This is a genomic window from Bradyrhizobium sp. 956_D2_N1_4, from assembly GCF_052076025.1.
Lineage (GTDB): Bacteria > Pseudomonadota > Alphaproteobacteria > Rhizobiales > Xanthobacteraceae > Bradyrhizobium > Bradyrhizobium barranii.
Genome location: NZ_CP197237.1, coordinates 5,670,721 through 5,696,353 on the forward strand (window position 1 = coordinate 5,670,721; position 25,633 = coordinate 5,696,353).

27 protein-coding genes are annotated in these 25,633 nt (G+C 64.2%); 4 read left to right on the plus strand and 23 right to left on the minus strand.

Features of this window, described 5'->3' with window-relative positions; genetic code table 11:
* Positions 1–2: 2 nt before the first annotated feature.
* From AB7535_RS26845 to AB7535_RS26885, 9 genes are all read right to left on the minus strand, one after another.
* Positions 3–1,040: a patatin-like phospholipase family protein gene (locus AB7535_RS26845; RefSeq protein WP_208088109.1), complete on the minus strand. Its 1,038-nt coding sequence runs from the start codon at positions 1,038–1,040 to the stop codon at positions 3–5.
* Positions 1,037–1,966, minus strand: a complete 930-nt coding sequence (locus AB7535_RS26850; protein WP_354112529.1) for a polyphosphate kinase 2 family protein — start codon at positions 1,964–1,966, stop codon at positions 1,037–1,039. Before AB7535_RS26850 ends, AB7535_RS26845 begins: the two co-directional genes overlap by 4 nt.
* The gene (locus AB7535_RS26855; protein ID WP_135214126.1) at positions 1,926–2,945 is read right to left on the minus strand and encodes a branched-chain amino acid ABC transporter permease; all 1,020 of its coding nucleotides are present in this window, start codon (positions 2,943–2,945) and stop codon (positions 1,926–1,928) included. The genes AB7535_RS26850 and AB7535_RS26855 overlap by 41 nt, the downstream gene beginning before the upstream one ends.
* The gene (locus AB7535_RS26860; RefSeq protein ID WP_063981643.1) at positions 2,942–3,823 is read right to left on the minus strand and encodes a branched-chain amino acid ABC transporter permease; all 882 of its coding nucleotides are present in this window, start codon (positions 3,821–3,823) and stop codon (positions 2,942–2,944) included. Before AB7535_RS26860 ends, AB7535_RS26855 begins: the two co-directional genes overlap by 4 nt.
* A 13-nt stretch (positions 3,824–3,836) precedes the next feature.
* On the minus strand, positions 3,837–4,541 hold the full coding sequence (locus AB7535_RS26865; protein ID WP_028150400.1) for an ABC transporter ATP-binding protein: 705 nt from the start codon (positions 4,539–4,541) through the stop codon (positions 3,837–3,839).
* A gap of 3 nt (positions 4,542–4,544) precedes the next feature.
* Positions 4,545–5,312, minus strand: a complete 768-nt coding sequence (locus tag AB7535_RS26870) for an ABC transporter ATP-binding protein (RefSeq protein ID WP_028150401.1) — start codon at positions 5,310–5,312, stop codon at positions 4,545–4,547.
* A 15-nt stretch (positions 5,313–5,327) separates the two neighbouring features.
* Positions 5,328–6,638: an ABC transporter substrate-binding protein gene (locus AB7535_RS26875; RefSeq protein WP_282520626.1), complete on the minus strand. Its 1,311-nt coding sequence runs from the start codon at positions 6,636–6,638 to the stop codon at positions 5,328–5,330.
* A 95-nt stretch (positions 6,639–6,733) separates the two neighbouring features.
* Complete coding sequence (locus AB7535_RS26880) at positions 6,734–7,438, minus strand: NUDIX hydrolase (protein ID WP_135214124.1); 705 nt, start codon at positions 7,436–7,438, stop codon at positions 6,734–6,736.
* A 29-nt stretch (positions 7,439–7,467) separates the two neighbouring features.
* Positions 7,468–8,493, minus strand: a complete 1,026-nt coding sequence (locus tag AB7535_RS26885; protein ID WP_354112528.1) for an ABC transporter substrate-binding protein — start codon at positions 8,491–8,493, stop codon at positions 7,468–7,470.
* Positions 8,494–8,632: 139 nt separating this feature from the next.
* On the opposite strand from AB7535_RS26885, the gene AB7535_RS26890 reads away from it, so the two are divergent.
* Positions 8,633–9,082, plus strand: coding sequence for a cupin domain-containing protein (locus tag AB7535_RS26890; RefSeq protein ID WP_015684397.1), 450 nt, complete (start codon positions 8,633–8,635; stop codon positions 9,080–9,082).
* 57 nt (positions 9,083–9,139) lie between these two features.
* Here AB7535_RS26890 and AB7535_RS26895 read toward each other — a convergent pair whose 3' ends face one another.
* The 6 genes from AB7535_RS26895 to AB7535_RS26920 form a co-directional block, all read right to left on the minus strand.
* Positions 9,140–9,913, minus strand: coding sequence for an anti-sigma factor family protein (locus tag AB7535_RS26895; RefSeq protein ID WP_354112527.1), 774 nt, complete (start codon positions 9,911–9,913; stop codon positions 9,140–9,142).
* Positions 9,910–10,419, minus strand: coding sequence for a sigma-70 family RNA polymerase sigma factor (locus AB7535_RS26900; RefSeq protein WP_354112649.1), 510 nt, complete (start codon positions 10,417–10,419; stop codon positions 9,910–9,912). Before AB7535_RS26900 ends, AB7535_RS26895 begins: the two co-directional genes overlap by 4 nt.
* Positions 10,420–10,468: 49 nt before the next feature.
* Entirely contained in the window at positions 10,469–11,938 is a 1,470-nt protein-coding gene (locus AB7535_RS26905; RefSeq protein ID WP_354112526.1) for a YncE family protein, read from the minus strand.
* Positions 11,939–11,947: 9 nt separating this feature from the next.
* The gene (locus AB7535_RS26910) at positions 11,948–12,484 is read right to left on the minus strand and encodes a DUF305 domain-containing protein (RefSeq protein WP_354112525.1); all 537 of its coding nucleotides are present in this window, start codon (positions 12,482–12,484) and stop codon (positions 11,948–11,950) included.
* 102 nt (positions 12,485–12,586) lie between these two features.
* Positions 12,587–13,372 (minus strand): ABC transporter permease, encoded by a 786-nt coding sequence (locus AB7535_RS26915; protein WP_063981635.1) that lies wholly within the window; start codon positions 13,370–13,372, stop codon positions 12,587–12,589.
* A complete protein-coding gene (locus tag AB7535_RS26920) occupies positions 13,372–14,190 on the minus strand; it encodes an ABC transporter ATP-binding protein (RefSeq protein ID WP_014493075.1) in 819 nt (272 codons plus the stop codon). Before AB7535_RS26920 ends, AB7535_RS26915 begins: the two co-directional genes overlap by 1 nt.
* Positions 14,191–14,477: 287 nt before the next feature.
* Here AB7535_RS26920 and AB7535_RS26925 point away from each other — a divergent pair, with 287 nt between their 5' ends.
* Together AB7535_RS26925 and AB7535_RS26930 are read left to right on the plus strand one after the other, a co-directional pair.
* Positions 14,478–15,260, plus strand: coding sequence for an ATP-binding cassette domain-containing protein (locus AB7535_RS26925; protein ID WP_085399718.1), 783 nt, complete (start codon positions 14,478–14,480; stop codon positions 15,258–15,260).
* On the plus strand, positions 15,257–16,816 hold the full coding sequence (locus AB7535_RS26930; protein ID WP_085399719.1) for a glycine betaine ABC transporter substrate-binding protein: 1,560 nt from the start codon (positions 15,257–15,259) through the stop codon (positions 16,814–16,816). Before AB7535_RS26925 ends, AB7535_RS26930 begins: the two co-directional genes overlap by 4 nt.
* A gap of 128 nt (positions 16,817–16,944) precedes the next feature.
* On the opposite strand, the gene AB7535_RS26935 is transcribed toward AB7535_RS26930, so the two are convergent.
* Both AB7535_RS26935 and AB7535_RS26940 read right to left on the minus strand, forming a co-directional pair.
* Positions 16,945–18,660 carry a sulfatase-like hydrolase/transferase gene (locus tag AB7535_RS26935; protein ID WP_071910536.1) on the minus strand — a complete coding sequence of 572 codons (1,716 nt, stop codon included), beginning with the start codon at positions 18,658–18,660 and terminating at the stop codon, positions 16,945–16,947.
* A gap of 303 nt (positions 18,661–18,963) precedes the next feature.
* Entirely contained in the window at positions 18,964–19,629 is a 666-nt protein-coding gene (locus AB7535_RS26940; protein WP_085399720.1) for a TetR/AcrR family transcriptional regulator, read from the minus strand.
* A gap of 106 nt (positions 19,630–19,735) precedes the next feature.
* Here AB7535_RS26940 and AB7535_RS26945 point away from each other — a divergent pair, with 106 nt between their 5' ends.
* Positions 19,736–20,356: a hypothetical protein gene (locus tag AB7535_RS26945; protein WP_135214121.1), complete on the plus strand. Its 621-nt coding sequence runs from the start codon at positions 19,736–19,738 to the stop codon at positions 20,354–20,356.
* 7 nt (positions 20,357–20,363) lie between these two features.
* On the opposite strand, the gene AB7535_RS26950 is transcribed toward AB7535_RS26945, so the two are convergent.
* The 6 genes from AB7535_RS26950 to ilvN form a co-directional block, all read right to left on the minus strand.
* On the minus strand, positions 20,364–21,215 hold the full coding sequence (locus AB7535_RS26950; protein WP_085399722.1) for an SDR family oxidoreductase: 852 nt from the start codon (positions 21,213–21,215) through the stop codon (positions 20,364–20,366).
* Between the two features lie 472 nt (positions 21,216–21,687).
* Complete coding sequence (gene ilvC, locus AB7535_RS26955) at positions 21,688–22,707, minus strand: ketol-acid reductoisomerase (RefSeq protein WP_071910530.1); 1,020 nt, start codon at positions 22,705–22,707, stop codon at positions 21,688–21,690.
* Between the two features lie 132 nt (positions 22,708–22,839).
* Complete coding sequence (locus AB7535_RS26960; RefSeq protein WP_085399752.1) at positions 22,840–23,442, minus strand: LysE family translocator; 603 nt, start codon at positions 23,440–23,442, stop codon at positions 22,840–22,842.
* Between the two features lie 7 nt (positions 23,443–23,449).
* Complete coding sequence (locus tag AB7535_RS26965) at positions 23,450–24,325, minus strand: EamA family transporter (RefSeq protein ID WP_085399723.1); 876 nt, start codon at positions 24,323–24,325, stop codon at positions 23,450–23,452.
* Positions 24,326–24,374: 49 nt separating this feature from the next.
* Positions 24,375–25,070 carry a class I SAM-dependent methyltransferase gene (locus AB7535_RS26970; protein WP_135214120.1) on the minus strand — a complete coding sequence of 232 codons (696 nt, stop codon included), beginning with the start codon at positions 25,068–25,070 and terminating at the stop codon, positions 24,375–24,377.
* A 3-nt stretch (positions 25,071–25,073) separates the two neighbouring features.
* Complete coding sequence (ilvN, locus tag AB7535_RS26975) at positions 25,074–25,616, minus strand: acetolactate synthase small subunit (protein WP_014493064.1); 543 nt, start codon at positions 25,614–25,616, stop codon at positions 25,074–25,076.
* Positions 25,617–25,633 lie beyond the last annotated feature (17 nt).

The following is a 25,633-nucleotide window of genomic DNA, read 5'->3' on the forward strand; positions in this document are numbered from 1 at the left end:
AATCAGAGAAACATTTCAGTCAAATCAACCGTCGACGCGCTGCCGATCCAGTCAAAGTTTTGCGTCAGCCAGATTCGCGCGGCCTCGCGCCCCTCGTCACGCAGGCGGCACAAGAGGCTCCATTCGGGATGGAACTGCGTGGCCGTTCCGAGCTGCGACATCAATTGGTCGTTTCCAATCCAGTGCATGAACATGCGGCTGTGCGTGTTGCGATCGAGCTCGCCATTATCGATCAGCCGGGTCGCGAAGGCAATCGCGCGCATCTCACGCATCAGTGACGAATTGAAGCTGATCTCGTTGATGCGATGGAGAACGTCGGCGGCGCTCGCCGGCAGTTCGTCACGCCGGATCGCGGTCACCTGCACGATGATGACGTCTTGGCTACCTTTTCGATAGATCAGCGGAAAGATCGCGGGATTTCCGAGATAGCCGCCATCCCAATAATGCTCGCCGTCGATCTCGACCGCCTGGAAATATGGCGGCAGACAGGCCGAGGCGAGCACGGTCTCCGCGCTGAGCAGCGGCGTCTGGAACACCTTGATCTTGCCGGTACGGACATTCGTGGCGTTGAGAAATAGCTGCGGTGCGTCCGGCGATGAATTGAGCCGATCGAAATCGACCACGCGTAGCAGCAACGACCGGAGCGGATTGAAGTGGAGGGGGTTGAGCAGGTTCGGCGGCACCGTGTGCGTCAGCGTGTGGATGAAAGCATGGACAGGGTGATATTCCGGCGGCAGCTTGAGGGCCTGGATCAACTGGTTGAGTGGCGAGAACAGGTCATAGACCTGATCCATCCGCGAGACCTCGTACCAGAACGCATGCAGGTTCTGCCGCGCCCCCTCGGCTCCGCCGATGGCCATGCCTGAGGCCAGCACCACCGCATTCATCGCGCCCGCGCTTGTAGCGCTGATCGCCTCGATGGCGAGCCTGCCGTCCTCGAGCACGTGGTCCAGCACGCCCCAGACGAAGGCGCCGTGCGCGCCGCCGCCCTGAAGCGCGAAGTTGACGTTCTTCTGGTTGCTGGTCTCACGGGCGGTCACTTTGCGGGCTTCCTGCCTCCCTTCCCCTCGCGCTCCAGCGCCTTGCGCACCTCGTCGAATTCGCCAAGCGAGGCCTTGTCGGCGCGGGGGAAACGCAGGTCCAGCTTTTCGAGCGCCGCGACGATCGCCGAGCCGATCACGACGCGCGCGAACCATTTGTGGTCGGCCGGCACGACATACCAGGGCGCGTGCGACGTTGCCGTATGCCGGACGATGTCCTGATAGACCGCCTGGTAGCGCGGCCACAGCGCGCGCTCCTTGATGTCGTCCATCGAGAACTTCCACTGCTTGGCCGGTTCCTCGAGCCGCTCAAGGAAGCGCTCGCGCTGCTCCTCCTTGGATAGATTGAGGAAGAATTTCAGAACCACCGTGCCGTTGCGGCTGAGGTGGCGCTCGAAGGCGGAGATGTCCTCGAACCGCTCCTTCCAGATGTTCTTGGTCACGAGCCTTTGCGGCAGCTTCTGCTTGGCAAGAATCTCCGGATGCACCCGCGTGACCAGGCACTCCTCGTAGTGGGAGCGGTTGAAGATGCCGATATGGCCGCGCTCGGGCAGCGCGATCGCGTGGCGCCAGAGGAAATCGTGATCGAGCTCCTTGGTGCTCGGCGCCTTGAAAGCATGGACCTCGCAGCCCTGCGGGTTGATGCCCTCGAAGATCGCCTTGATCGCAGAATCCTTGCCGGCGGCGTCCATGGCCTGGAGCACGATCAGCACCGACCAGCGGTCCTGCGCGTAGAGCTTCTCCTGAAACTCGATCATCCGCTTCTTGTTGGCGTCGAGAATCTCCTGCGCCTTCTCCTTGTCGAGATCGCCCTTCTCGTTGGTCTTGTAATCCTTGAGGTGAAACTTGCCCGATCCGTCGTAACGGAACGGCGTGATGTAGCTGTCAAGTTCCTGGGCGAGCGATTTGGACGGCTTCTTGCTCATGAGCGCGGGGCACCTTGCGTTGCGGCTTCAATCGGTCGAGCAGGCTACCAAGGATGCCCTTGGGAAGGAATATGATGAAAAGGACCAGCAGCACGCCATAGACGAGGTTGTCCCAGCCGACCGCCTTGGTGCCGAAGCCGATACGCAGGGTTTCCGCCAGCAGAATGGTGATGACAGCGCCAAAGGTCGGGCCGAGCGAGACGAACAGGCCGCCGACAATGGCCGCGAACACCATCTGGAGCGACACCGCGATGCCGCTGACGGTGTCGGGGGTGATGAACATCTGGTACTGGCAGTAGATTGCGCCGGCGAGCGCCGTCATCACCGCACTGAGCAGCGTGATTTTCAGCTTCTCCGCGGTGACATCGACGCCGGCGGCGGCCGCGGCATCCTCGTCCTCCGAGATCGCCTCGAGCGCGTAGCGGGCCATGCTGCGGTCGACCCAGTGCCAGACCACGATGCCGAAAAGCCAGACCCCGAGCGCGATCAGATACCAGGTCGTCTTGTCGTCGAATTGCAGCGCCAGCAGCTTGTTGCCCGAGGCGCGATTTGGCGTATAGCCGAGCGAGCCGCCGGTATAGTCGCGCGTGGCCGTGATGACCTGGAGCACGATGCCTGACAGCGCCAGCGTCACCAGCACGAAATAATGTCCGGTGATGCGGAAGCGGAAGCAGGGGTAACCGACGATCAGCGCCAGCGCACCCGCCGCAACCATGCTGATTGGAATGCCGATCCAGGGCGACCAGCCCAGATGATTCCACAGCAGCGCGGTGACATAGGCGCCGATCCCCATGAAGCCGCCATGGCCGAGCGAGACCAGACCGAACCGTCCCATCATCGACCAGGACGTGTAGGCGAACGACCAGATCAGGATCAGCACCAGGATGTGCAGATGATAGGGATCGCGATAGACGAAGGGCAGCGCGACCAGCGCCGCCAGCCCCACCGCCCATGCCGCAAGCCGCCCCTGCCCCATCATCGGCGCCTCGCAAGCAGGCCCGCGGGCCGGATGAACATCATGACGATGAAGAAGGCGAAGGCGAGCACGTAGCCCCATTCGAGGTCGGAGAACAGGCCGCCGAGCGATATGATCTCGGCGAACACAAAGGCGGCGATGAAGCCGCCGATGAAATTGCCGAGCCCCCCGAGCACGCAGATCAGGAAGGTGATCGGTCCGAAGGAGAGGCCGACGAAGGGATGCACGTCATATTGCAGCACCAGCAGGCAAGCGGCGAGCCCAGCCAGCGCGCCGCCGAGCGCGGAGGTGATGAGATACATTCTCTTCGTGTCGACGCCCATCAGCGCCATGATCTGCCGATCCTGGGAGATGGCGCGGATCGCGGTGCCGGTGAAGGTGCGGGTCATGAACAGGTACACTGCGACCATGCCGACCAGCGCGGCCAGAAAGGATAGCAGCCGCGCGTAGCTGAAATTCATGTCGCCGAAGGCGAGCACCGGCAGGCGGATGCCGAGATTGCGGAAGTCGATGCCGAAGGCGACGGTGGCGAAGCTCTGGAGCACGAACAGCACCCCGCCTGTCGCAAGCAGCTGGTTGATCGGCGGCGCGGTGAGCAGCGGCGCGATCACGAGGTAGTGCAGCGCAGCGCCGAGGATCGCGACGAGCAAAATGGTGAACGGCGCTGCGATGAAGTAGCTGAGGCCGTAATACTGCACGATGAAATACATGGCGTACATGCCGATCATCACCAGCTCTGCGTAGCAGATCCAGGTCACGTCGATGACGCCAAAGATCAAGTTGAGCCCGAGCGCGAGCAGTGCCAGCACGCCGCCGAGCAGGATGCCGTTGATCACGGCCTCCAGCAGATAGATGTCGAAAATGCCCAAAAAAGCTTGCATGCCTGCATGAACCTCATACCCCGAGATACGCTTCCTTGACCGTGTCACTCGCCAGCATCTCGGCCGAGGTGCCGGACGCCCGGATCGTGCCCGCCTCGATCAGATAAGCGCGATCAACCACTTTCAGCACCTGCTGCACGTTCTGCTCGACGATCAGCACCGTCAGGCCGCGGGCGCGGATTCGCTTCACCAGCTCGAACACCTGCTGCACCACGACTGGCGCCAGCCCCGCCGACGGCTCGTCGAGCAGCAGGAGTTTTGGATTCGACATCAGCGCGCGGCCGATCGCGCACATCTGCTGCTCGCCGCCGGACATGGTGCCGGCCATCTGGTGGCGGCGTTCCTTCAGGCGCGGAAACAGGTCGAACACGACATCCAGCCGCTCGGCATAGTGGCCGCGCGCCTCCTTCATGAAGGCGCCCATCTTGAGATTGTCGTCGACCGTGAGCTGCGGAAACAGCCGCCGGTTCTCCGGCACATGCGCGATCCCGAGGCTAACGATCTTGTGCGGCGGCGTCGCTACGACATCGACGCCCTCCATCCTGATCGACCCGCGCGTGGGACGGATCAGGCCTGAGATGACGCGCATCAGGGTGGTCTTGCCGGCGCCGTTCGGACCGATGACGCCGACGGCCTCGCCGGCCTTCACGTCGAGATTGACGTCGAACAGCGCCTGGAATGTGCCGTAACCCGCGCTGACCGAACGAAGCTCCAGCATCGTCTAGCCTCCCGAGCGGCGGCGCGCTTCCGCCGCCGCGGCCTGCGTGGTCTCGGCATCGGTGCCGAGATAGACCTCGATGACGCGCGGGTCGCCGGCAACCGCGCTCGGCAACCCTTCCGAGATCTTCTCGCCATGGTCGAGCACCATCACGCGGTCGACGACGCGCATCAGCACGCCCATGATGTGCTCGACCCAGATGATGGTGATGCCGAGCTCGTCACGGATGTTGCGCAGCATGTCCGCCGCCTGGTCCATCTCGGTCTCGTCGAGACCGCCGAGGCTCTCGTCGGCGAGCAACAGTTTTGGCGCGGTGGCAAGCGCTTTCGCCAATTCGAGCTTCTTCAGGCCGGCCGCCCCGAGTCCATCGACGCTGGCATGGCGATCGGTCGGCAAGCCCACCATCGCAAGTGACCGCTCGGCCGCCTCCTCCGCCCTGGCACGACTGTGGCGGCCCTGGCCGTAGAACCCGGCCAGCGCGACATTCTCGAAGATTGTCAGGCGTCGGAACGGCCGCGGAATCTGGAAGGTGCGGCCGATGCCGCTGTTGATGATCCGGTGCGGCGCAAGGCCCGCGATCTCGGCGCCGCCGAACAGGATCGAGCCGGATGTCGGCGCCAGCGTGCCGGAGAGCATATTGAAGATCGTGCTCTTGCCCGAGCCGTTGGGGCCGATCAGGCCGAGGATCTCGCCCTGATCAACCCGAAACGACACGTTGTTGACGGCGGTGAAGCCACCAAACCGCTTCACCAGCCCGCTGACTTCCAGCACCGCCCTGCTCCGCCGCTACTGGTTGCTGTAGGTGGTGCCCTTCGGCAGCGGCAGCACGGCCTCGCGCTGCGCCTGACTCTTGGGCCACACCACAGAGGATTTGTCGTCGATGTACTGGATCACGACCGGGAACGAGCGCTCGTTCTGCCCGGCCATCGGCGTGCCCTCGCCGTAGAACTTGACGCCGAAGCCGAGCATCGTGCCGCCTTCGGGGATGTCGGTGTCGAGCGCAGCCTTGCGCAGCGCGTCGGGATCGACGCCGCCATACTTCTTGATCGCGCGCGGCAGCACATCACTCATGAACACGTAAGTGTTGGACGCGCCGATGCCGACATGCGCGGAGCGGATGGCAACGCCGGGCCTGATCTTGTCGAACTCCTCGCCGACCATCTTGATCACGGGCGGGAGCTTCGGATCCATGGTCTTCTGGTTGGCGAGCCAGATCGAGATCGGGTCGGTGTTGAAGATGTAGGTGGCGTCAGCTCCCATCCCCTCTTTCAGCTTCTCGTAGACGCCGTAGCCGGCACCATGGCCCATCAGCGCGCCGAACTTCAGCCCCTGCTCGCGGGCCTGGCGCAGCAGCAGCGTGATGTCAGGGTTGTAGCCGGTGTGGAAAATGACATCTGGCTTGGCACGCTTCAGCTTGGTCACCAGCGCGGAGAGATCGGGCGCAGTCGCCGAATAGCCTTCCTTCATCACGACGTTGAAGCCCGCCTTCTTCGCGCCGGCCTCGTTGCCCCTGGAGACGTCGACGCCATAGGCGCCATCCTCGTGGATGATGGCGACGCGCAGGTCCTTCGGCTCCTTGTCGAACTTCGCCTTGGCATTCTGCGCGATGAAATCCATCGTCATCATGCCGAACTGGTCGCCGCTCGCCTGCGGGCGGAACACGTATTTGTAGCCCTTGTCGTTGAACACGGCCGACGAGATGCAGGTCGTCATCCACATGAACTTCTTGAGCTGCTCGACGCGGGCGGCGACCGGCACGCATTGTGCCGAGGAGAAGAAGCCGAGCACCATGTCCACCTTCTCCTGCTCGAGCAGGCGGACGGATTCGTTGATGGCGATGTCGGGCTTGCTCTGCGCGTCGGCGTAGACCGCCTCGATCTTGTAGCCTTCGACGCCGGTCTTGGCGAAATGGTCGAGAATAATTTTTGCGCCGATATAGCCGAGCTCAGATCCACCGCCCGCGAGAGGCCCGGTCAGGTCGAAAACAACGCCGATCTTGATCTTCTTCTCTTGAGCCTGAGCCGAAGCCATCAAGCCCGTCGCTGATATCGCGACCAACAGCCCACGTACCAAGCGGGCAGCCATGCGCAGGCGCATCAAAACCTCCCTGGACGATTGTGCATTGCAGTCTTCTTGCTTTTGCTTTTTGGCCCATCACATGGGCTGGGGGCAGCGATGTCAAGCCTCGCGCTTCAGCGCGACGCGAACTGCTGCTCGATAAAGGCCGTGACAAATCGCGGCATGGTCGGCGTGAGATCACTCATCCCGCGCACGAGATGAATGGCCGACAACTCCGGATCGTCCTCGCGGGCGAGGTTGGCCTCGATCCGGGCCCGGGCCACGTCACCCGGCATGTCCAGGTTGATAATTTGAATCATTGCAATCGACGGACCAGTGACGACACAGTGCCAGTCCGGCTGGGTCCGGTAGTCGGCCGCGGTCAAGCCGGTCTCTTCCCCGAGTTCGCGGATGACACTGCCGGGAATGTCGAGCGCGCCGTCACTGACGTCGTCCAGATCGGGCGTGCCCGAGGGGAAATAGATGCGGCCCGCATTGGCGGTGTGCTGCGCCATCTCGCCCATGATGAAGGCGCCGTCGGAGGCGCGCAGCGCGCCCATGCCAAAACCGTTGAACACGGCCTTGTCGGGAAAGCCCCAGTCGCGCCAGGCAAGGAAGCTCGCGAAATCAGTCTCGAAATAGGTCGCGGCGAGATGGCCGTCCGTGAACACGGCATCGCGCCCGAGCAGGACGCGGCCGTTCCACATCTTCGGCCGCTCGCGCTGCTTCTCGGCGAAATGCGCCGCAATCTCGGCGCGGCGCTCTTCGGCGAACGGCCAGGCGATTGGCCGCACGGCAAGATCAAGCGTCGTGACGCGATGAATGACCAATGACGTCATGACAGCTGATTACAATGCCTTCGCGTCAGTTATTTGGCATTCCCCGTGGTCTTCTTGGCCTGATCGACATACTTGTTGGTAAAGGTCTTGCTGACGTCGATCTTGGCGGCGGCCACCTCGGGCGAGCCGACGCTGAACACCGCGAGCACCGCGTCCGCGCCCTTCGGGTCCATCTTGCCGGTTTCGGAGAACATCGGGATCGTGTTCTTCAGCGCGGCGAGATAAAGCTCCTTGTTCTTGCCGACCATCTCCTCCGGCATCTTCGCCATGATCTCCTCCGGCGAATGCGAATGGATCCAGCCGATCGTGGCCAGCATTGCGTTGGTGAGCGCCTGCGTTTCCTTCTCGTGGCCGTTGATCCAGGCCACGGTCGAGTACAGCGCGCCGCCCGGATATTCGCCGCCGAACGTCTCGAGCGTGTCCTTCTGGGTCCGGGTGTCGCTGAGGATGCGCAGATCCTTGTGGCTGCCCTGGAGCACGGTGACGGAGGGATCGAGCATCACGGCGGCGTCAATCTGCCCCTGCTCCATCGCGGCCACGGCGGTGGCGCCGAGGCCGACGCCGATCACGGCGGTGCCGGCGGGATCGAGCCCGTTCTTCTTGAGCAAATATTTGAGGAAGAAGTCGGTCGAGGAGCCCGGTGCGCTGACGCCGACCTTCTTGCCGGCGAGATCCTTGATCGACTTGATTTCGTTCGTGTGCGACGGCGAGACCACCAGCACGAGGCCGGGATAACGGTCATAGACCACGAAGGCTTGAAGCTCCTGCTTCTTGGCGGCGAGATTGACGCAATGGTCGAAATAGCCGGAGACGACGTCGGCGCTGCCACCGAGCACGGCCTTGAGCGCGTCCGAGCCGCCCTTGAGGTCCACGAGCTCGACATTGAGGCCCGCCTTCTCGTATTCGCCGAGCTGCTTTGCCAGCACCGTCGGCAGATAGCACAGGCAGGCGCCGCCGCCGATCGCGATGGTGACCTTGCTTTGCGCCGCGGCAAGACCGGTGGTGAGCGTGAGCGCGAGCAGCGCGCCGGCGAGCCTGGCAATCGTGTTCTTCATTGGTTTCCTCCGTTCGGCCGGCGGCACCATAGAGCAGCGGGACTGGCTTGAGAAGCACCGCTTAAGTGGCACTGGCCATTGGCCTTTCGGCGCAATAACATGCTCAGACAAGAACAATTCTTGATGGGGAGGATCATCCATGAATCGCCTTGCAATCGGGCTGTCGATCGCCGCCGCCTTTGCCGCCGGATGCGGCGCAAACCAACTGCTCCGGCCGGCGCTGGCCGCGGAGAACGTCACCGCGCAGATCATCCATACCGGCGAGATGGAAGGCGACGCGCTCGGGCCCGCCAACAATGTCGGCTACCGTTCCAAGATGTTTGCCAGCGCCGACGGCGCCACCATCTCGATCCAGGTCGGCAATGTGCCCAAGCACATGCATCCCAACACCAACGAGATCCAGTACATCCTCGACGGAACCGGGACGATCTGGCTCGGCGACAAGGAGGTGACGGTGAAACCTGGCGACCTCGTCATCATCCCCAAGGGCACGCCGCATGGCGGCACCAAGCCGATCAGCGGTCAGGTCAAGGCCATCGCGATCAAGACGCCGCCGCAGGCGCCCGATGACACCAAGCTGCTGGATTAAGCTTTCGCAATATTGGGGCTCGCGCCAACGCGCGGGCCCGTTCCGTGAATCCCGGCGCTAGATCGGGCGCGTCTGCTTCCGGATCTCGTTCGCGATCGGCTTGAGGGTGTCTCCCGGAAGCTGGCCGACGAGCGTGTAACCCATGCCGCCATCCGCCCACACGAAGCCCGCGACATCGCCGGTCGATTGCGGCATCATCGGCGTATCCAGATTGCGGTTGCTCATCGGACGCGTCAGCACGACAAGCCGGTCGCCGCGATCGTCATCGTACATGAACATCGCGGCCGGGCCGTGCGACGTCGCAACCAGGCGACCGCCCATCAGACGATAGCCGGATACAGAGAGATCCGGCACCTTGACCGGCTGCTTCAACCGCCTGGAGACCCATTGCGTGAGCTCGGCACTGTCGGACGCCCTTATCTCGACCGGCCGCACGCGGTCCGGTGCGTAAACGCCATACGAATAGGCCGCCTCCTGTGCCAGCGCAGACAGTCCGTTCGAGCCCTCCTGCAAGACGCCGCGCATGGTCCATCCGCCGAGACCGCCGATGCCGAGAAGCAACATCGCAGCGATCGCCCACCACGCCCGCATGGGAGACCGCCTCCGGCTCTCGATGATGTGCGACAGATTCAGCTCGGCCGGCAACGGCTCGTCGGCGATCGACGCAAATGCCCCGCGCAGCTCCTCCCGCTGGGTGGCGAAGGCCGCAACGCGCGCGGCGACATCCTGATGATCGTCCAGATAGGATGCGACCTCCGCGCGCCGCTCAGGCTCGAGCGCCTGGTCGACATAGGCGTGGAGATCATCCTCGGTGATCGGCCGGCGGTTCATTTCACGCCCCGCAATGCCACGACGTTCCCTGGAGCCACGCCCTCCATCTCCTGCAATAGCCTCTCCCGCGCGCGCGACAGGCGTGACATCACGGTCCCGACCGGGATCTTCAGCACTCCCGCGGCGTCCGCATAGGATAGATCCTCAACCGCAACAAGCAACAACACGGCACGCTGCTCTTCCGGCAATCTCGCAAGCTTTTTCAGGACATCCTGATAGATCAGCCTGTGCTCCTGCGCGGCGGCACTGACGAGCTCACGCTCGCCGGCATCGTCGATCGGCATATGCCTGCCCCGCGTCGTGGCCTGGCGGAATTGCGTGACCGCCAGATTGTGGAGGATGCTGAACAGCCAGGCGCGCACGCTGCCGTCGCGCCGCTGATGCCAATGGCTGACGGCACGCTCCAGGCAATCCTGAACCAGATCATCGGCAGCCACGCGATCGCGCAAAAGCGCGCGCGCGTAGCGGCGGAGCGCGGGGATAAGCGGCTCGACCTGAACCAGCATGTCCTTCACGAGGCGCTCCACCTGCCCTTTGCCGACGTCGGACGGCGCGTCATCGCGCCTCGATCTGGACCGCCTCACCAGGCATGGCCGCGTCACCGGCCGCAATCACCAGGTACCGCCTTGCTTCAGCGGCGGACTGGTCGACGATCTGCCGGATCGGACCGGCCACGTTGACGATGGCAGATCCAGCCGGATTGGTCATGAACGCCGCCAACGGCTGCAACGGGCCACTGCCGTCGCCATGCTCCGCCAGGGCAAGCACATATTTCTGCTTGGGCTGAAGTCCCGTCACCGAAGCCTGCAAGATCTGAATCAGGCCCTGATCGAACAGCGACACGCTGGTCGGCGCCATGCCGTCCTTCGCACCGTCCTTCGACGCAAGCGTGAGATGAGCGACCTGCCCGGCGACGCCGAGGGCCTGCAAATTCTGGCGGTCATCAGGGTTAGGCGCGGCATTTGGAACATACGCGATTGCCTGCGGCGCCTGGCCGATCGGAACGTTCCCGACCACTTTATTGGTCGCCGTGTCGATGGCCGCGAGCGCGTCGGCGTTCTCCAGCCCCACATAGATGCGTGTGCCATCGCCGGACGGCCAGACGCCGTGCGGCAGATTGCCGACCGGGATCGTTGCGACCTGCGAGAAATCGTCGGTGCGGAACACCTTTACTTCGTTCAGGCCGCCAATGGTGACATAGGCGAACGTGCCCTTGGCGGTGTGCGCGAAGTTGACGTGGTTGGTGATCGGCCCGGTATCGATCGTCTTGATCGCGTTGAACGGTGGCCTGGCGTTGAACACCTGTGTCCGGCCGACGTCCTTCAGCGTGAACCACACCTGGTTTCCATCCGGCGTCGCCGCGATGTTCGGGCAGAACGGGCTCTCCTGCTTCACCGTGGCGACGATCTTGTGCTCGGCCACCGCGACGACGTCGGTCTCGGGATTGAACGACGAGCAGATGTAGCCGTATTTGCCGTCGGGCGAGAAAATCTGCATGCCTGGCCCGTTCGGGGTCGTGATGCGGGTCTTCTCCTTGAAGCTGATTGGATCGATGACGGAGATGTAGTTCTCGCCGCGAACGGTGACCCACACTTCCTTGCCGTCCGGCGTGAAGAACGCCTCGTGCGGCGATCGTCCGACGTAAGTGATATGCTTGACCGCGTTGGTCGCGGTGTCGATGAAGCTCACCGAATTCGAGCCGATCGACACCACGGCGAGCGTCTTGTGATCGGGCGAGAAGCCCATGCCATGAACGAGCACCTGCCCCTTGTAGAGCGGGCTGAAATTGCCGGGTTGCGGGTCGCCCAGCCGGATCACGCCAAGCAGCTTGTTGTCGACGGGATCGGTGACCGAGACCGTATTCGAGAACTGCTCTGCGGCGTAGACGCGGTCGTGGTGGCTCACCGGAATATCGGGAGCGGACAACGCGCCCGGTGCCTGCCCTGCCCACGCGACCGAACCGGTCGCAAGCATCGTGGCCGCCAGGAAAATGCTCTTCATCATCATGCTTCGTGACGTGGTCATCTGCGGCTCCTACTTCTTCATTCCCGTGGACATATCCATCTGCATGCCCGGATGATGATGAACAATTGTGTTGGGAGCTGAGGGCGGTTGGGTCGGGGCGGGCGTGGTGTCAGTCGCCGGTTCGCCGATCGCGAGCTTCATGGCCGCGATCTCCTGCATCTGGTCGACGATGATTTCCTGGGCGATGCGCCGCAGCTGCTCGTTCTTGCCGTAACGCAACTCGATCACCGCCATGTCGATCGCGCCCTGATGATGCGGGTTCATCATCGCGACGAAGTCGCGATCGATGTCGCCGGTCGGCTTGGCCGCCATGTCGTTCATCATCTTGGTCATCGCCGCTTCGTTTTCTTCCAAAAACGCACGCTCCTCCGCGCTCACCGCGGCCGGTGGGGCGGCCGGATGGGCTTCATGCGCGAACACGAGCAGCGGGAGTACGGACGCGACCAGAATTGGCGCGGCAAGGAACGCCGTGCCGAGGCCGGGCCTGGGCCATCGGTATCTGCTTGCAAGAGCCGCTACGGCGCGGCGAAACTGTGAGGGGGGCATCCTGAACTCCCATGCAGGTGGTTGCATGGGGGTATGACGTATGGCCGCGCGTTCTATTCCGGGCGGTCAATCACATAAACGTCAGCAGCCAAACGAGGCGGACTACCCCCGCCCGTCCACGGTCGGGCGCCAGACCAGCAGCCTGCGCTCAACCAGCGTCACCCCGAAGTCGATCAGGATGACGAAGGCCGACAACACGAACATGCCGGCGAACACGCCCGCGACGTCGAAGATGCCTTCGGCCTGCTGGATCAGATAGCCGAGCCCTGCCGCCGATCCCAGATATTCGCCGACGACCGCACCGACCACGGCGAAGCCGACCGAGGTGTGCAGCGAGGAGAACATCCACGACAGCGCCGACGGCCAATAGACGTGCTGCATCAATTGCCGCTCGCTCATGCCGAGCATGCGGCCATTGTCGAGCACGGTGCGGCTGACTTCCTTGACGCCCTGATAGACGTTGAAGAACACGATGAAGAACACCAGCGTCACGCCGAGCGCGACCTTGGACCAGATGCCGAGGCCCAGCCACAGCGCGAAGATCGGCGCAAGCACGACGCGGGGCAGCGCGTTGACCATCTTGACGTAAGGGTCGAACACTGCGGCAACCAGCGGCTGGCGCGCGAACCAGAAGCCGACCAGCACGCCGCCGAGCGATCCGATCACGAACGCCAGAATCGATTCCGTCAACGTGATGCCGAGATGCTTCCAAATCACGCCGGACGAGAACCATTTGACGATCTGGCTGAACACGTCGACCGGGTTGGAGAAGAAGAACGGCGGCAACAGGATTTTTCCGAACACCGGCACGGTCGCAAAGAGCTGCCACAGTGCGAGGCAGACGACCGCGACCAGGACCTGCAGCGCAAGCAGCGTCACGCGCGACATCAGATCGCCTCCGCCGCTTGGGTCGATTGCGCGTAGCCCTTCATCACCTCGTCCTTGAGCACGCTCCAGATCTCGCGGTGGAGCGCATGGAACTCCTTATCCAGCCGCACCTCGAAAATATCGCGCGGGCGCGGCAAGCTCACGCGCCAGTCGCCGATGATGCGCGAGGACGGCCCCGCCGACATGATCACGACGCGGTCGGCGAGCGCGATCGCCTCTTCGAGATCATGGGTCACGAACAGCACGGCCTTGCGGTCGGCATTCCAGAGGTCGAGCAGCAGATTGCCCATCACCTGGCGGGTCTGCGCATCGAGCGGCCCGAACGGCTCGTCCATCAGGAGTATCTTTGGGTCGCGGATCAGCACCTGTGCCAGCGCCACGCGCTTGCGCTGGCCGCCCGAGAGCATGTGCGGATAACGGTTGGCGAAGGCGCCGAGGCCGACGGAAGTCAGCCATTTTTGCGCGCGTTGCAGCGCCTCGGCGCGGGGCGTGCCCGCGATCTCGAGCCCGATCGCAACATTGTCGAGCGCGGTCTTCCAGGGGAACAGCGCATCGGCCTGGAACAGGTAGCCGGCGTCCCGGTTCAGCCCCGCGAGCGGCCGGTCGAAAATCTTGATGCTGCCGGCGGCGGGCTTGAGCAGGCCGGCCGCGACGTTGAGCAGGGTCGATTTCCCGCAGCCGGTCGGCCCGACGATGGCGACGAACTCGCCCTGCGCGACCGAAAGATGGGCCTTCTCCACCGCCGTATAGACCCGGTCGTCCCCCAGCCGGAACGCGACTTTGGCGTCTTCCAGCGCCACTGCCGTGGGCGTCGTCATGTATTCCCTCCGAACTTGGCCCGATGCCTTAGCCGCTCGCGCGGCCAAGTTCAATCGAGCCGCCAAGCGTGCTACGCATGGGTCCTGCCGTGCTCTTACCCTCCCCTGGAGGGGGAGGGTCGGCTCGCATGAGCGCAGCGAAATGTGAGACGGGGTGGGGTGACAGTCTCTCCTTTGAGGCAGTCCCCGCGTGGAGAGGTCACCCCACCCCGCTTCGCACTCCGCGCCGCTACATGCGAAGCGACCCTCCCCCCTCCAGGGGAGGGTAAGAGAGTGAGCCCCGCCCAATGCCTTCCAGGCCGATGATTGGCTATTCCCGCGTCAGCAAGAACTTCGGCTCACTCACGGCCGTCGACGATGTGTCGCTCGACATCGCCGAGGGCGAATTTCTGGCCATCGTCGGCGGCTCCGGCTCCGGCAAGACCACGCTGCTGCGGCTCGCCAACCGGCTGATCGAGGCCGATGCCGGCACGATCACGGTCGAGGGCGAGGATGTGCAAGCCGTCGATCCGGTCGCGCTGCGGCGCCGGATCGGCTACGTCTTCCAGAGCGGCGGGCTGTTTCCGCACCTGAGCGTCGCCGACAATATCGGGATCACGCCAAGGCTGCTGGGCGCACCGGCAGCGGACATCACCGCGCGGGTCGACGAGCTGCTCGAGCTCGTGCAACTCGACCGTCGCGCGCATCGCGATCGCCTGCCCGAGGCGCTCTCCGGCGGCCAGCGCCAGCGCGTCGGGGTGGCGCGGGCGCTCGCGGCACGGCCCCGCATCGTGCTGATGGACGAGCCGTTCGGCGCGCTCGATCCCCTCACCCGCGATGCGCTCGGCGAGGATTTTCGCGAACTGCACCGCAAGCTCGGCCTGACCACGGTCATGATCACCCACGACATGACGGAGGCGATCCTGCTCGCCGACCGCATCGCGGTGATGCGCAGCGGAGAGCTGCTGGCGCAGGGCACGCCCGCGGAGCTCTCGACGAGCGGCGACGCCTATGTGCTGGAGCTGCTGCGCACGCCGCGGCGCCAGGTCGAGCGGCTGAACGCGCTGCTGCCACAAAGCGGTGCGGCATGAGCCTGTTCGCCGATCCGCGCTGGGGCGAGGCGCTGTCGCATCTGCCCGACTATCTCGGCAACCATGTTCGGGTCAGCCTCGCCGCGCTCGCGCTTGGCCTTGCCGTCAGCCTGCCGCTGGCGATCCTGACCCGCAACCGCCCGGCGCCGCGCGCTATCCTGCTCGCGCTCGCAAGCATCGTGCAGACGGTGCCCGGCTTGGCGCTGCTCGCGCTGTTCTATCCGCTGCTGCTGCTGGTCGCGTCCGTGACACTCGCCTGGTTCGGAATCTCCTTCTCGGCTTTCGGCTTCCTGCCGGCGATGCTGGCGCTTGCGCTCTATTCGATGCTGCCGGTGCTGCGCAACGGCATCACGGGCCTCAACGGCATCGATCCCGCGCTGATCGAAGCCGCCAAAGGCGTCGGCATGACCGCGCGGCAGTCGCTCATCATGGTCGAGCTGCCGCTGGCGCTGCCGGTGATGATGGCCGGCATCCGCACCGCGGCGGTGTGGGTGATCGGCACCGCGACCCTGTCAACGCCGATCGGGCAGACCAGCCTCGGCAATTATATTTTTGCCGGGCTTCAGACCCAGAACTGGGTGTTCGTGCTGTTCGGCTGCTTTGCCTCGGCCCTGCTCGCGCTCGCCGTCGATCAGCTGCTCGGCCTGATCGAGAGCGGCTTGCGCCACCGCAGCCGCCTGCCTGCCGCGCTCGGCGGCATCGGGATCGCGGCGCTGGTCCTCGCAACGCTGGTGCCGACGATGGGACGCTCGTCGCAGAGCTATGTCGTCGGCGCCAAGACGTTCGCCGAGCAATATGTGCTGTCGGCCCTGCTGAGGGATCGCCTCCAGGCCGCCGGTCTCCCCGCGACCGCGCGGTCGGGTCTCGGCTCCAGCGTGATCTTCGAGGCGCTCAAGGCCGGCGACATTGATCTCTATGTCGATTATTCCGGCACGCTGTGGGCCAACCAGCTGCACCGCACGGACATCAAGCCGCGCGCGGAGTTGTTGGCGGAGCTCAAGACAGCGCTCGCAAAGGACCATATCACCCTGCTCGGCGAGCTCGGCTTCGAGAACGCCTATGCGCTGGTGATGCCGAAGAAGCGCGCCGAGGCGCTCGGCATCCGCACCATCGCCGATCTCGCCGCGCATGCACCGGCGCTGTCCATCGCCGGCGACTACGAGTTCTTCTCGCGCCCCGAATGGGCGGCGCTGCAAAAATCCTATGGCCTCTCGTTCCGCGCCCAGCGCCAGATGCAGCCGGATTTCATGTATGCGGCCGTCGCCAGCGGCGAGGTCGACGTGATCGCCGGCTACACCAGCGACGGACTGATTGCAAAGTACGATCTCGTCGTGCTCGACGATCCCAGGCACGCGATCCCGCCCTACGACGCGGTCCTGCTGCTGGCGCCGAAGCGGGCCGGCGATGAGCGACTACGGGCCGCGCTCGGGCCGCTGCTCGGCAAGATCGACATCGCCACAATGCGCGAGGCCAATTTACGCGCCAGCGGCAACGACGCGAATTCATCGCCGGATGCGGTGGCGAAGTGGCTTTGGGAGAAGGTGGGCAAGCGGTAGGCCCGGATTTCGTAGGGTGGGCAAAGGCGCGTAAGCGCCGTGCCCACCGTCTCTCAACACGAGCAACGGGATGGTGGGCACGCTTCGCTTTGCCCACCCTACGATCTGGGTCTGCGTAGCGATCAGCGCTACAGCCCCCGGATGATCCCGGCATTGATCAGCAGCCGGTTGAGCCGCCGCGCCTCGGCGCCGTCCTTGCAGCCGTAGAAGATGCCTTTGCAGCGGAGCATGATCTGCTTCTGCTCGGCAAAGGAGGGATCGAGCGGAATGCCGGCGGCTTCCTGGATCACCAGCGGGAGATAGGGGCCGTCGACCGTGTCCATCACGGCCTCGCTCTTCACCGGCTCGAAATTGATGGCGTCGATCGCGTAATAGGTCGCGTAGAGACGCGGATCGTAAGCGTCGAGCTTCTTGCCGAGGGCGCCCTCGTCGAGCCCGGGCTCGAGGAGGTTCGGTGCAAACTCGGGCTGATGATCGCCGTAGCGCACGATCAGGAAGGGCTCGCCGGGAAAATTCTTCTTCAGGCCCGCGACAAACGCTCTGTACTGCTCGGCGCTCATCGCCTGCCGGCGCAGATATTCGTCGATGGACGCCACATTATTGCCCGGCGCGCGCCAGTTCGGCAGCAGATCGGGGCGGAAGCGCGTCTCCCAGGGGAAATGATTGGCGCCGAGATAGATGAAAGTGAACAGCGGCTTGTTCGGCGGCTGCTGGCCCATCAGCTGGAGCGCCTTGTCGTAGAAAAAGGAGTCCGGCTCGACGTCCTTGGCGCCGAGATCCTTCGAGTCGAGGAAGCGTTCGACGCCGGTCGTCACCTGAAAGCTGCGCGCGCCCATGAAGCCGCCATAGGCGGGATAGAGCGATAGCGTGTCATAGCCGCAGCGGCGCAGCGCCAGCGGCAGGCCGCGCTCGACGCGGTTTGAGGCGATGCGCGTCACGAAATAGGCGAAGCGGCCGAACGAGCGCGAGGAGAGGCCAGCGAGCACGTTGTATTCGGTGAACCAGCTCGGCCCGCCATTGCTCTCGGCCAGGAACGTGCGCTGCTTGCCGTCAAAGGATTTGAAATGATCGCCATAGCGCGGCGGCACCTTGATGCCCTGGGCAGCGCGAATGTCGAAGCTCGATTCATCATGGACCATGATGATGTTCGGCCGGCGGCCCGCGGGGTGGCAGGCATCCACCAGCGGCATGTTGAGCCGCTCGTTGGTCGAGGCGGCCGACTCCATGAAGCCGTATTGCGCGAAGTCGGAGACCGCGCTGACGCCGGAGCGGAAGAATTTCGAGAGATAGCCGTCATCGTAATAGCCGCGCCAGGCCTCGTCCGGATGATAGAGCGAATAGCCGACCAGTGCGGCAAGACAGGCGAGCGTGGACGCGAACGCCGGCAGGCGGCGGATGCGAAACGGATCGAGCCACCACAGCGCATACATCAGCGGCAGCGTGACGAGGCCGGCCCCGATCACCGACCAGCGCAGGTTCGGGAATATCGTGAACAGGAACGCCACGGTGTCGCGGTCGATCATCATCAGGTCGATGAAGTTGACCGTCATCTGCACGACGTCGTGCTTGAGACGCGACAGCAGCACCAGCACGACGACCATGGTCAGCGACAGCGCACCCGACAGTGCCGGCCGCCGCAAGAGCGTGATCCAGAAGAAATTGAGGATGCCCCAAGCGAGCACGAACGAAAGCCGCGAACCGAAATCGGTCTCGGTCTCGTACATGAGCGCGAGGGCGGCAAGATGCGGCGCGGCAACCGCAAGCAGGCGCCAGATGCCGAGCGCGGCAACGCTCGCCAGCACGGCGGTGGTGGCAGAAGGACCTGGATTCGGCGCGGACGCCATCGACGGCACGCAACTTCTGGTCCGGCGCGATGAATACCCAGCCGTCGGGCCGGCCTGCGGCGTTCGGCGCAGCCGGAAGCCTGCACCGTGTCATAAAACTGTAATTGAATGGTCACGGACAAGCAACGCGTGTCGCGGTCCGACCTTCGCTTAATGTTAGCAGGCGGCGAACAGCCGCACGGCCAACTCCATCCCCTCACCCCGAGGAGCCTGCGAAGCAGGCGTCTCGAAGGGCGAGGCCCGAGTGGGCCTGCATGGTTCGAGACGGCGCTACGCGCCTCCTCGCCATGAGGGTCAGTCAGTTCAGGAGCCGCGGCCCGGCTTCGCGATCCCCGCGATAAACAGGTCGATCACCCCTTCCGCCATCCGCTCGGTCTCGCCCTCCTCCACCCCCCAGCGCGGAAAGTGGCCGTCAAGATTCATCCGGGCAAAGCCGTAGACCAGGGCGCGGCCGGCGATCTGGATGCGCTTGAGATCGACCGACCGCAGCAGACCCTGCTCCGCCGCGTCTGCCAGCATCCGTTCGGTCAGGGCGATCAGCTCGGCATTGTCGCGTGTCAGCTCCGCGGAACTGCCATGAGCGAAGTAGCGCCCCGTCGAGATGATCTCGAAATGCGCGGGGTTGCGCATCGCCCAGCGCAGGTAAGCGAGCCCGAAGGCGCGGAAGCGGCCGAGCGGGTCGGTGGCCGGCGCCTGGTCCAGCGCCACCTCGATCTCGGCGCGAAAGCGCCGCTGCGCCTCCCCGGCCACCGCCGCCATCAGCGCGTCGCGGTTGGGGAAGTGCCGGAACGGCGCCCCCGGCGAAACCGCGGCCCGGCGTGCGGCCTCGCGCACCGAGACTTCGGCACCCTCCGCCGCCAGTTGCAACGCAGCATCGATCAGCACGCGGCGGAGGTCACCGTGATGATAGGGCCGGGCTTCTGGCGTTTGGCGGCGGGCGCGCGGCTTGGACGGCTGTCGGGCGGGCATGGCGCTTCCTAGCATCACCTCAACGTGAATGTAAGCATCGATTACACCGTTGACGACTTCGTCAGCCTGAAATGTAATCGATGCTTACATTAAGGAGGAGACCGCCATGTCACAACGCCAAAACTGGTTCGAGGGCTGGCGGCTGCTCGCCGTGCTCACCCTGAGCCTGATCGCGCTCAGCCTGTGGATCGCGTCGATGCGGCAGTTCGAGGTCGAGGGCGTACGGATGGTGATCCGTTTCACGGCGCGAAGCTCGCTGCTGCTGTTCTGCCTTGCCTTCAGTGCTGCGGCGCTCGCACGGCTGTGGCCTAACGCCTGGACCCGCTGGCAGCGCCGCAACCGTCGCTATCTGGGCTTGAGCTTTGCGGCCTCCCACGCCATCCACGCAGGCGCGATCGTTGCCTTCGCCAAAATGGACCCGGCCGGCTTTGTGGAGGCGACTTCGGCCGCGTCCTACATCTTCGGCGGCATCGGCTATGCATTCATCATCGCCATGAGCGCGACCTCGTTCGACCGCACCGCCGCGCTGCTCGGACCGCAGGCCTGGCGCGTGCTGCACCTCGTGGGCGGCTATTACCTCTGGTTCCAGTTCATGGTGTCGTTCGGCAAGCGCGTGCAGGCGATGCCGCTCCATGCCGCCTTCCTCATTCCGTTGTTCGCCGTGATGGCGCTGCGGCTGATCGCGATGGCCGCCCACCCCCGCCGACGGACGGCCGAAGCGAGCTGAACGTCGATCAGCCCTGCGGCAGGAACCCCAGGCGCTTTGCGATGATGCGATCAACCGTCCGTTTCGGCAGCAATGCGCCGACCAGATGGCGCAACGGATCCGGCGTGATCTGGTAGCGCACCTTGGGGCTCGCGGCGGTCAGCGCCTCGAACACGATTTCGGCGATCCGCTCGGCCGGCAGGCCCTTCGCACCGAGGTCCATCATGAACGCCATGACCTTGTTCAGCGCCGGCAGATAGGGCGAGTTCTGGTAGACGGAGAGATCGATCTCTTCGGCCTTGCTCCAGATCGGCGTCTTCACTGCGCCTGGGGCGACGATGATGACGTCGATCCCGAACAGCATCAGCTCACGCCGCAGGCTCTCCGACAGGCCTTCGATGGCGTGCTTGGAGGTGCAGTAAGGCGCCGACAGCGGATTGCCGTTCTTGCCGGCGACCGAGCTGATCATCACGATCCGCCCCTTCGGCCCCTTCAGCGATGGGTCCGCGCCGAGCAGCGGCCCAAAGGCTTGCGTCGCGATGACCGGGCCGATGACGTTGATGTCCATCTGGCGGCGGAAATCGTCGACCGACAATTCCAGGACCGGCCCCGCGACCGCAATGCCGGCATTGTTGACGAGCCCCGCCAGCGTGTCGCCAGCCAGCGCCTCGCGAACCTGGCGCGCAGCGGCGAGCACGGCGGCCTCGTCGGTAACGTCGAACAGGAGCGGCGTGAAGTTCGCGCCGAACTCACCCCTGAGCCGGTCGGCGTCGGCCTGCTTGCGGACGCTGCCGAAGACGCGGTAGCCGCGCCCGATCAGAAATTTCGCAATGGCCCAGCCGATGCCGGTGGACGCGCCGGTGACGACGACAGATCGCATAGACCCCTCCCCCTCAAGTTCCCGCGATCATGGAGAGAAGGATGTGTCAGCGCAATGCCACCAACGCTCAAAGGGACGTCGCGGGTGTCGATTCTTAAGATGAAGCGGCGCGCGAACTTCGCGACATGAGATTGATTGCGCCCTGAAGATGCAGATGAAGATCCGAATCCTCGATCTTGAAGACGCTGGGCTTTTGGCGAACGCGAGCTTCTGGAGAAGTTATGAAAACGACGCGAGACCAAGAATGTGGTTTAAGCGTCAGTTCTTCGCGCTCAGAGGGCATGTCAGCTCGCGAAGAATTTGAATGAAGCCGCAATGCTTCGCGCGAGATGAAAGGAGCGAGACCGCCGTTCGCGATCTCGCTCCGATGTAGTCGAGAAGGTTTAAAATTTGGTTTGGCGAGCGAAGTTTGTGTTTCGCTCGTCATTCCGGGGCGCGACGAGGTCGCGAACCCGGAATGACGGCGCAGCCGTCAGTTCTTGCTCTTGTCGACCAGCGCGCCCTTCTTGATCCAAGGCATCATGTCGCGGAGCTTCGCGCCGACTTCCTCGATCGGATGCGCGGCGAGCTTGGCGCGGGTCGCCTTGAACGAGGTCTGGTTGACCTTGTTCTCAAGCATCCAGTCGCGGGCGAACTTGCCGCCCTGGATGTCGGCGAGAACGCGCTTCATCTCGGCCTTGGTCTCCGCGGTGACGATGCGCGGACCGGTGACGTACTCGCCGTACTCCGCGGTGTTGGAGATCGAGTAGTTCATGTTGGCGATGCCGCCTTCATAGATCAGGTCGACGATCAGCTTCACTTCGTGCAGGCACTCGAAATAGGCCATCTCCGGGGCGTAACCGGCTTCGACCAGGGTCTCGTAGCCGGCCTTGATCAGCTCGACCAGGCCGCCGCAGAGCACGACCTGCTCGCCGAACAGGTCGGTCTCGCACTCTTCCTTGAAGGTGGTCTCGATGATGCCGGCACGACCGCCGCCGACGGCGGAGGCGTAGGAGAGGCCGAGGTCATGGGCGTTGCCCGAGACGTCCTTGGCGATCGCGATCAGGCAGGGCACGCCGCCGCCGCGCTGATATTCCGAACGCACGGTGTGGCCGGGGCCCTTCGGCGCGATCATGAGCACGTCGAGGTCGGCGCGCGGGTCGAGCAGGTTGAAGTGGACGTTGAGGCCGTGCGCGAACACGAGGGCGGCGCCCTTCTTCATGTTGTCGTGCAGGTGCTCGCGATAAATGTCGCCCTGGAGCTCGTCCGGGGTCAGCATCATGACGAGGTCGGCCCATTTGGCGGCTTCGGCGACTTCCATCACCTTGAAGCCGGCGGCTTCCGCCTTCTTGACCGAGCCCGAGTCCTTGCGCAGCGCAATGGCGACGTCCTTGACGCCGGAGTCCTTGAGGTTGAGCGCATGGGCGTGGCCCTGGCTGCCATAGCCGACGATGGCGACCTTCTTGCCCTTGATCAGGTTCAGGTCGGCGTCGCGATCGTAATAAACACGCATAGTCGTTTCCTCGTTCAGGGCCAGAATCGGCCAAAGGTCAGTGTCCGAAGGGTGAAATTTGCGGATTTCGGGGGCTGTCTAGAGCATTTTCAGCCCCTAGGGAAACCCGTTTCTGCATGGAAATCCGCGACATCATGCATCCATGAAAACGGGGTAGAGGGAGGCGAGCAGCAGGAGCGCCATCACGATATTGAAGGCGCGGACCAGCCGCTCCGAGGTCAGTACCGGTCGTAGTGCAGTGCCGAACAGGGCCCAGACCACCGTCGAGACCGTGCCGACGAGCAGGCTGATCAGGGTCTGGATCGCGATGTTCAGGGGGAATTGGGCGATGGCGGCATAGGCGGTGATGGTGCCGATCACAATCACCCAGCCCTTGGCGTTGATCCACTGGAACATCGCCGCGCCCCAGAAGGTCATCGGGCCGCGGCCGTCCTCCTCGCCCCGCTTGGCCGGCCCCGAGAAGGCGATCACCGCGGCGAGGTAAATCAAGTAGGCGGCGCCGGCATATTTCAGGATGGTCTGGAGGATCGGATAGGCCAGAAACACCGTGCCGAGCCCGAGGCCGACGGCGCCGACCATGAAGGCGAAGCCGATCGTGATGCCGGCGATATGCGGGATGGTGCGGCGGAACCCGTAAGTCAGTCCCGACGACAGCAGCATGATGTTGTTCGGCCCCGGCGTGAAGAACATCACGAGGGCGAAGATGATGAAGGCATAGAGCAGCGACTGGGACATGCTCACCTCACGCGGTCTTCGGCAGCGGCTGCGGGCGTCTCGCCAGCACCATCACCGCGATGCCGCCGATGACCGTCAGCATCCCGGCCAGCCGCAACGGGCCGAACTTCTCGCCAAACACGATGCTGGAAGCAGCCGAGCCGACGAACGGCACCAGCAGCGCGAACGGCACCACTTGCGCTGCGGGATAGTCACGCAGCAGCCGGCCCCACAGCCAATAGGCGATGCTGGTCGAGATGGCGCCGATCGCCAGCAGGCAGACGAGGCCAGTCGGCGACATATGGATCAGCGACTGGAAGGTCGGCGCCGGCCCGTTGACGACCAGCGCCAGCGCGAACAGCGGCACGGCGGCGGTCAGGCAGAGCCAGGCGAACAGGTCGAACATCGGCGCGCCACGGGCGCCGCGCAGCAGGAGATTGCCGACGGCAAAGCAAATCGGGGCGATCATCAGCACCGCGAAGGCACCAACGCTGAAATCGTAACCGACGGTACCGCAGATCAAGAGCAGGCCGACTGCGGCGACGACGATGCCAAGGGTCTGCACCGGCGTCGGCCGCTCGCCGAATGCGATCGCGGCAAAGCCGATGGTGAACAGCGCCTGGCTCTGCACGACGACGCTGGTGAGCCCCACCGGCACACCGTGCGCGATGCCATAGGCTTGGCTCAGGAACTGGCCGAGGAACAGCGTAAAGCTGATCGCGATCAGCAGCGACCAGGCGATCTTCGGCTTGGGAATGAACAGGCACGGCACCGCGGCAATGGTGAAGCGCATCGCCGTCATCAGCTCCGGCGAAAGTTCGTCGAGCGCGATCCGGCTCGCCACGAAGGCAAGCCCCCAGATGACCGCCACCAGAATGGCGATGAGGATATCGGCCGGCTTCATTGTTGTTCTCGGTTCTGCTTTGTCGTGCAGCCCTGTTTGTTGTTCTGTTCTAGCCTTGCTCGCCGGCTTTCGGTTTCCGCAGCAGATAAGTACCGTGCATGGGCGCGTGGTAATCGACCGAGACCAGCGTGAAGCCGACATCGGTCAGCAACCGCTCCATCACCCAGCCGAAGGTGGAATATTCGTCGCGCATGTGCGTGACGACGCTTTCGCGCGAAAAATCGTGGTTCTTGATATGGAAGTCGGCCCATTGCTCGACGTCGCGCTCGATGGCGTCGGGCATCGAGGCGTAGACGATGTCGCGCAGATAGAAGCTCGCGCCCGGCTTCAATGCACGGTAGATCCGCGACATCGCCACCGCCTTCCAGAAATCCGGCAGATGGTGCAGCGTGAACTCGCTGACGATCAGATCGTAGGATTCCGGGCGGTAGGCGAAGCTGAGCAAGCCGGCGGACTGTGTGCGCACGGGCGCCTTACGGTCGCGGGCGTAGATCTCGGCGAGCGCCAGCATCGCCGGCGAGATATCGATGGCGTCCACCTCGGCACCCATCAGCGCCGCTTCGGTCGCGAGCACGCCGTTGCCACAGCCGATATCCGCGATGCGCCAGCCGCGCTGCACCCCGAGCATTTTCAGCGCGGCGCGCGCCCGCAGATCGGCATCGTCATGGGCGTCGTAGATCGAGGCCACTGCGGGCTCGATTCCCATCCGGTTGCGCTCGTTATAGTACCAGTCGCGCGCCAGCATGGCTCACATCCCCTCAGGCCCGCGGCCAATCGCGGCAACGCCGGTGCGCGACACCTCGACAAGGCCGAGCGGGCGCATCAGGTCGATAAACTGGTTGATCTTGTCCGTATTGCCTGTGATCTCGAACACAAAGCTCTCGGTGGTGGCATCGATCACGCGGGCGCGGAACGCATCCGCCAGCCGCAGCGCCTCGACACGATGCTCGCCCTGCCCGCGCACCTTCACCATCGCAAGCTCGCGCTCGATCGAGCGCTTGGTCAGGGTCATGTCGACGACACGATAGACCGGGATCATGCGGTCGAGCTGGTGCTTGATCTGCTCGATCACCATCGGCGTGCCCGTGGTGACGATGGTGATGCGCGACAGGTGCTTCTGGCTCTCGGTCTCCGAGACGGTGAGACTTTCGATGTTGTAGCCGCGCCCGGAGAACAGCCCGATGACGCGCGCGAGCACGCCCGGCTCGTTCTGCACGAGCACCGAGAGCGTATGCGTCTCGTTGGGATCGTGGCGGTCCTCGATGAAATAGGCGGATGCCGGCTGGTTCATGGTCGTCCCCTCTTGTC

What these genes read in the sequence shown, in the direction of transcription:
- AB7535_RS26895 (WP_354112527.1), bottom strand. Translation starts at nt 9,913, where the DNA reads ATGAACCGCCGGCCGATCACCGAGGATGATCTCCACGCCTATGTCGAC.
- AB7535_RS26905 (WP_354112526.1), bottom strand. Translation starts at nt 11,938, where the DNA reads ATGACCACGTCACGAAGCATGATGATGAAGAGCATTTTCCTGGCGGCC.
- AB7535_RS26865 (WP_028150400.1), bottom strand. Translation starts at nt 4,541, where the DNA reads ATGCTGGAGCTTCGTTCGGTCAGCGCGGGTTACGGCACATTCCAGGCG.
- AB7535_RS26945 (WP_135214121.1), top strand. Translation starts at nt 19,736, where the DNA reads ATGTCACAACGCCAAAACTGGTTCGAGGGCTGGCGGCTGCTCGCCGTG.
- AB7535_RS26890 (WP_015684397.1), top strand. Translation starts at nt 8,633, where the DNA reads ATGAATCGCCTTGCAATCGGGCTGTCGATCGCCGCCGCCTTTGCCGCC.
- AB7535_RS26860 (WP_063981643.1), bottom strand. Translation starts at nt 3,823, where the DNA reads ATGCAAGCTTTTTTGGGCATTTTCGACATCTATCTGCTGGAGGCCGTG.
- AB7535_RS26950 (WP_085399722.1), bottom strand. Translation starts at nt 21,215, where the DNA reads ATGCGATCTGTCGTCGTCACCGGCGCGTCCACCGGCATCGGCTGGGCC.
- AB7535_RS26900 (WP_354112649.1), bottom strand. Translation starts at nt 10,419, where the DNA reads ATGCTGGTTCAGGTCGAGCCGCTTATCCCCGCGCTCCGCCGCTACGCG.
- AB7535_RS26910 (WP_354112525.1), bottom strand. Translation starts at nt 12,484, where the DNA reads ATGCCCCCCTCACAGTTTCGCCGCGCCGTAGCGGCTCTTGCAAGCAGA.
- AB7535_RS26940 (WP_085399720.1), bottom strand. Translation starts at nt 19,629, where the DNA reads ATGCCCGCCCGACAGCCGTCCAAGCCGCGCGCCCGCCGCCAAACGCCA.
- AB7535_RS26925 (WP_085399718.1), top strand. Translation starts at nt 14,478, where the DNA reads ATGCCTTCCAGGCCGATGATTGGCTATTCCCGCGTCAGCAAGAACTTC.
- AB7535_RS26920 (WP_014493075.1), bottom strand. Translation starts at nt 14,190, where the DNA reads ATGACGACGCCCACGGCAGTGGCGCTGGAAGACGCCAAAGTCGCGTTC.
- AB7535_RS26915 (WP_063981635.1), bottom strand. Translation starts at nt 13,372, where the DNA reads ATGTCGCGCGTGACGCTGCTTGCGCTGCAGGTCCTGGTCGCGGTCGTC.
- ilvC (WP_071910530.1), bottom strand. Translation starts at nt 22,707, where the DNA reads ATGCGTGTTTATTACGATCGCGACGCCGACCTGAACCTGATCAAGGGC.
- AB7535_RS26855 (WP_135214126.1), bottom strand. Translation starts at nt 2,945, where the DNA reads ATGATGGGGCAGGGGCGGCTTGCGGCATGGGCGGTGGGGCTGGCGGCG.
- ilvN (WP_014493064.1), bottom strand. Translation starts at nt 25,616, where the DNA reads ATGAACCAGCCGGCATCCGCCTATTTCATCGAGGACCGCCACGATCCC.
- AB7535_RS26960 (WP_085399752.1), bottom strand. Translation starts at nt 23,442, where the DNA reads ATGTCCCAGTCGCTGCTCTATGCCTTCATCATCTTCGCCCTCGTGATG.
- AB7535_RS26885 (WP_354112528.1), bottom strand. Translation starts at nt 8,493, where the DNA reads ATGAAGAACACGATTGCCAGGCTCGCCGGCGCGCTGCTCGCGCTCACG.
- AB7535_RS26875 (WP_282520626.1), bottom strand. Translation starts at nt 6,638, where the DNA reads ATGCGCCTGCGCATGGCTGCCCGCTTGGTACGTGGGCTGTTGGTCGCG.
- AB7535_RS26965 (WP_085399723.1), bottom strand. Translation starts at nt 24,325, where the DNA reads ATGAAGCCGGCCGATATCCTCATCGCCATTCTGGTGGCGGTCATCTGG.
- AB7535_RS26880 (WP_135214124.1), bottom strand. Translation starts at nt 7,438, where the DNA reads ATGACGTCATTGGTCATTCATCGCGTCACGACGCTTGATCTTGCCGTG.
- AB7535_RS26930 (WP_085399719.1), top strand. Translation starts at nt 15,257, where the DNA reads ATGAGCCTGTTCGCCGATCCGCGCTGGGGCGAGGCGCTGTCGCATCTG.
- AB7535_RS26850 (WP_354112529.1), bottom strand. Translation starts at nt 1,966, where the DNA reads ATGAGCAAGAAGCCGTCCAAATCGCTCGCCCAGGAACTTGACAGCTAC.
- AB7535_RS26935 (WP_071910536.1), bottom strand. Translation starts at nt 18,660, where the DNA reads ATGGCGTCCGCGCCGAATCCAGGTCCTTCTGCCACCACCGCCGTGCTG.
- AB7535_RS26970 (WP_135214120.1), bottom strand. Translation starts at nt 25,070, where the DNA reads ATGCTGGCGCGCGACTGGTACTATAACGAGCGCAACCGGATGGGAATC.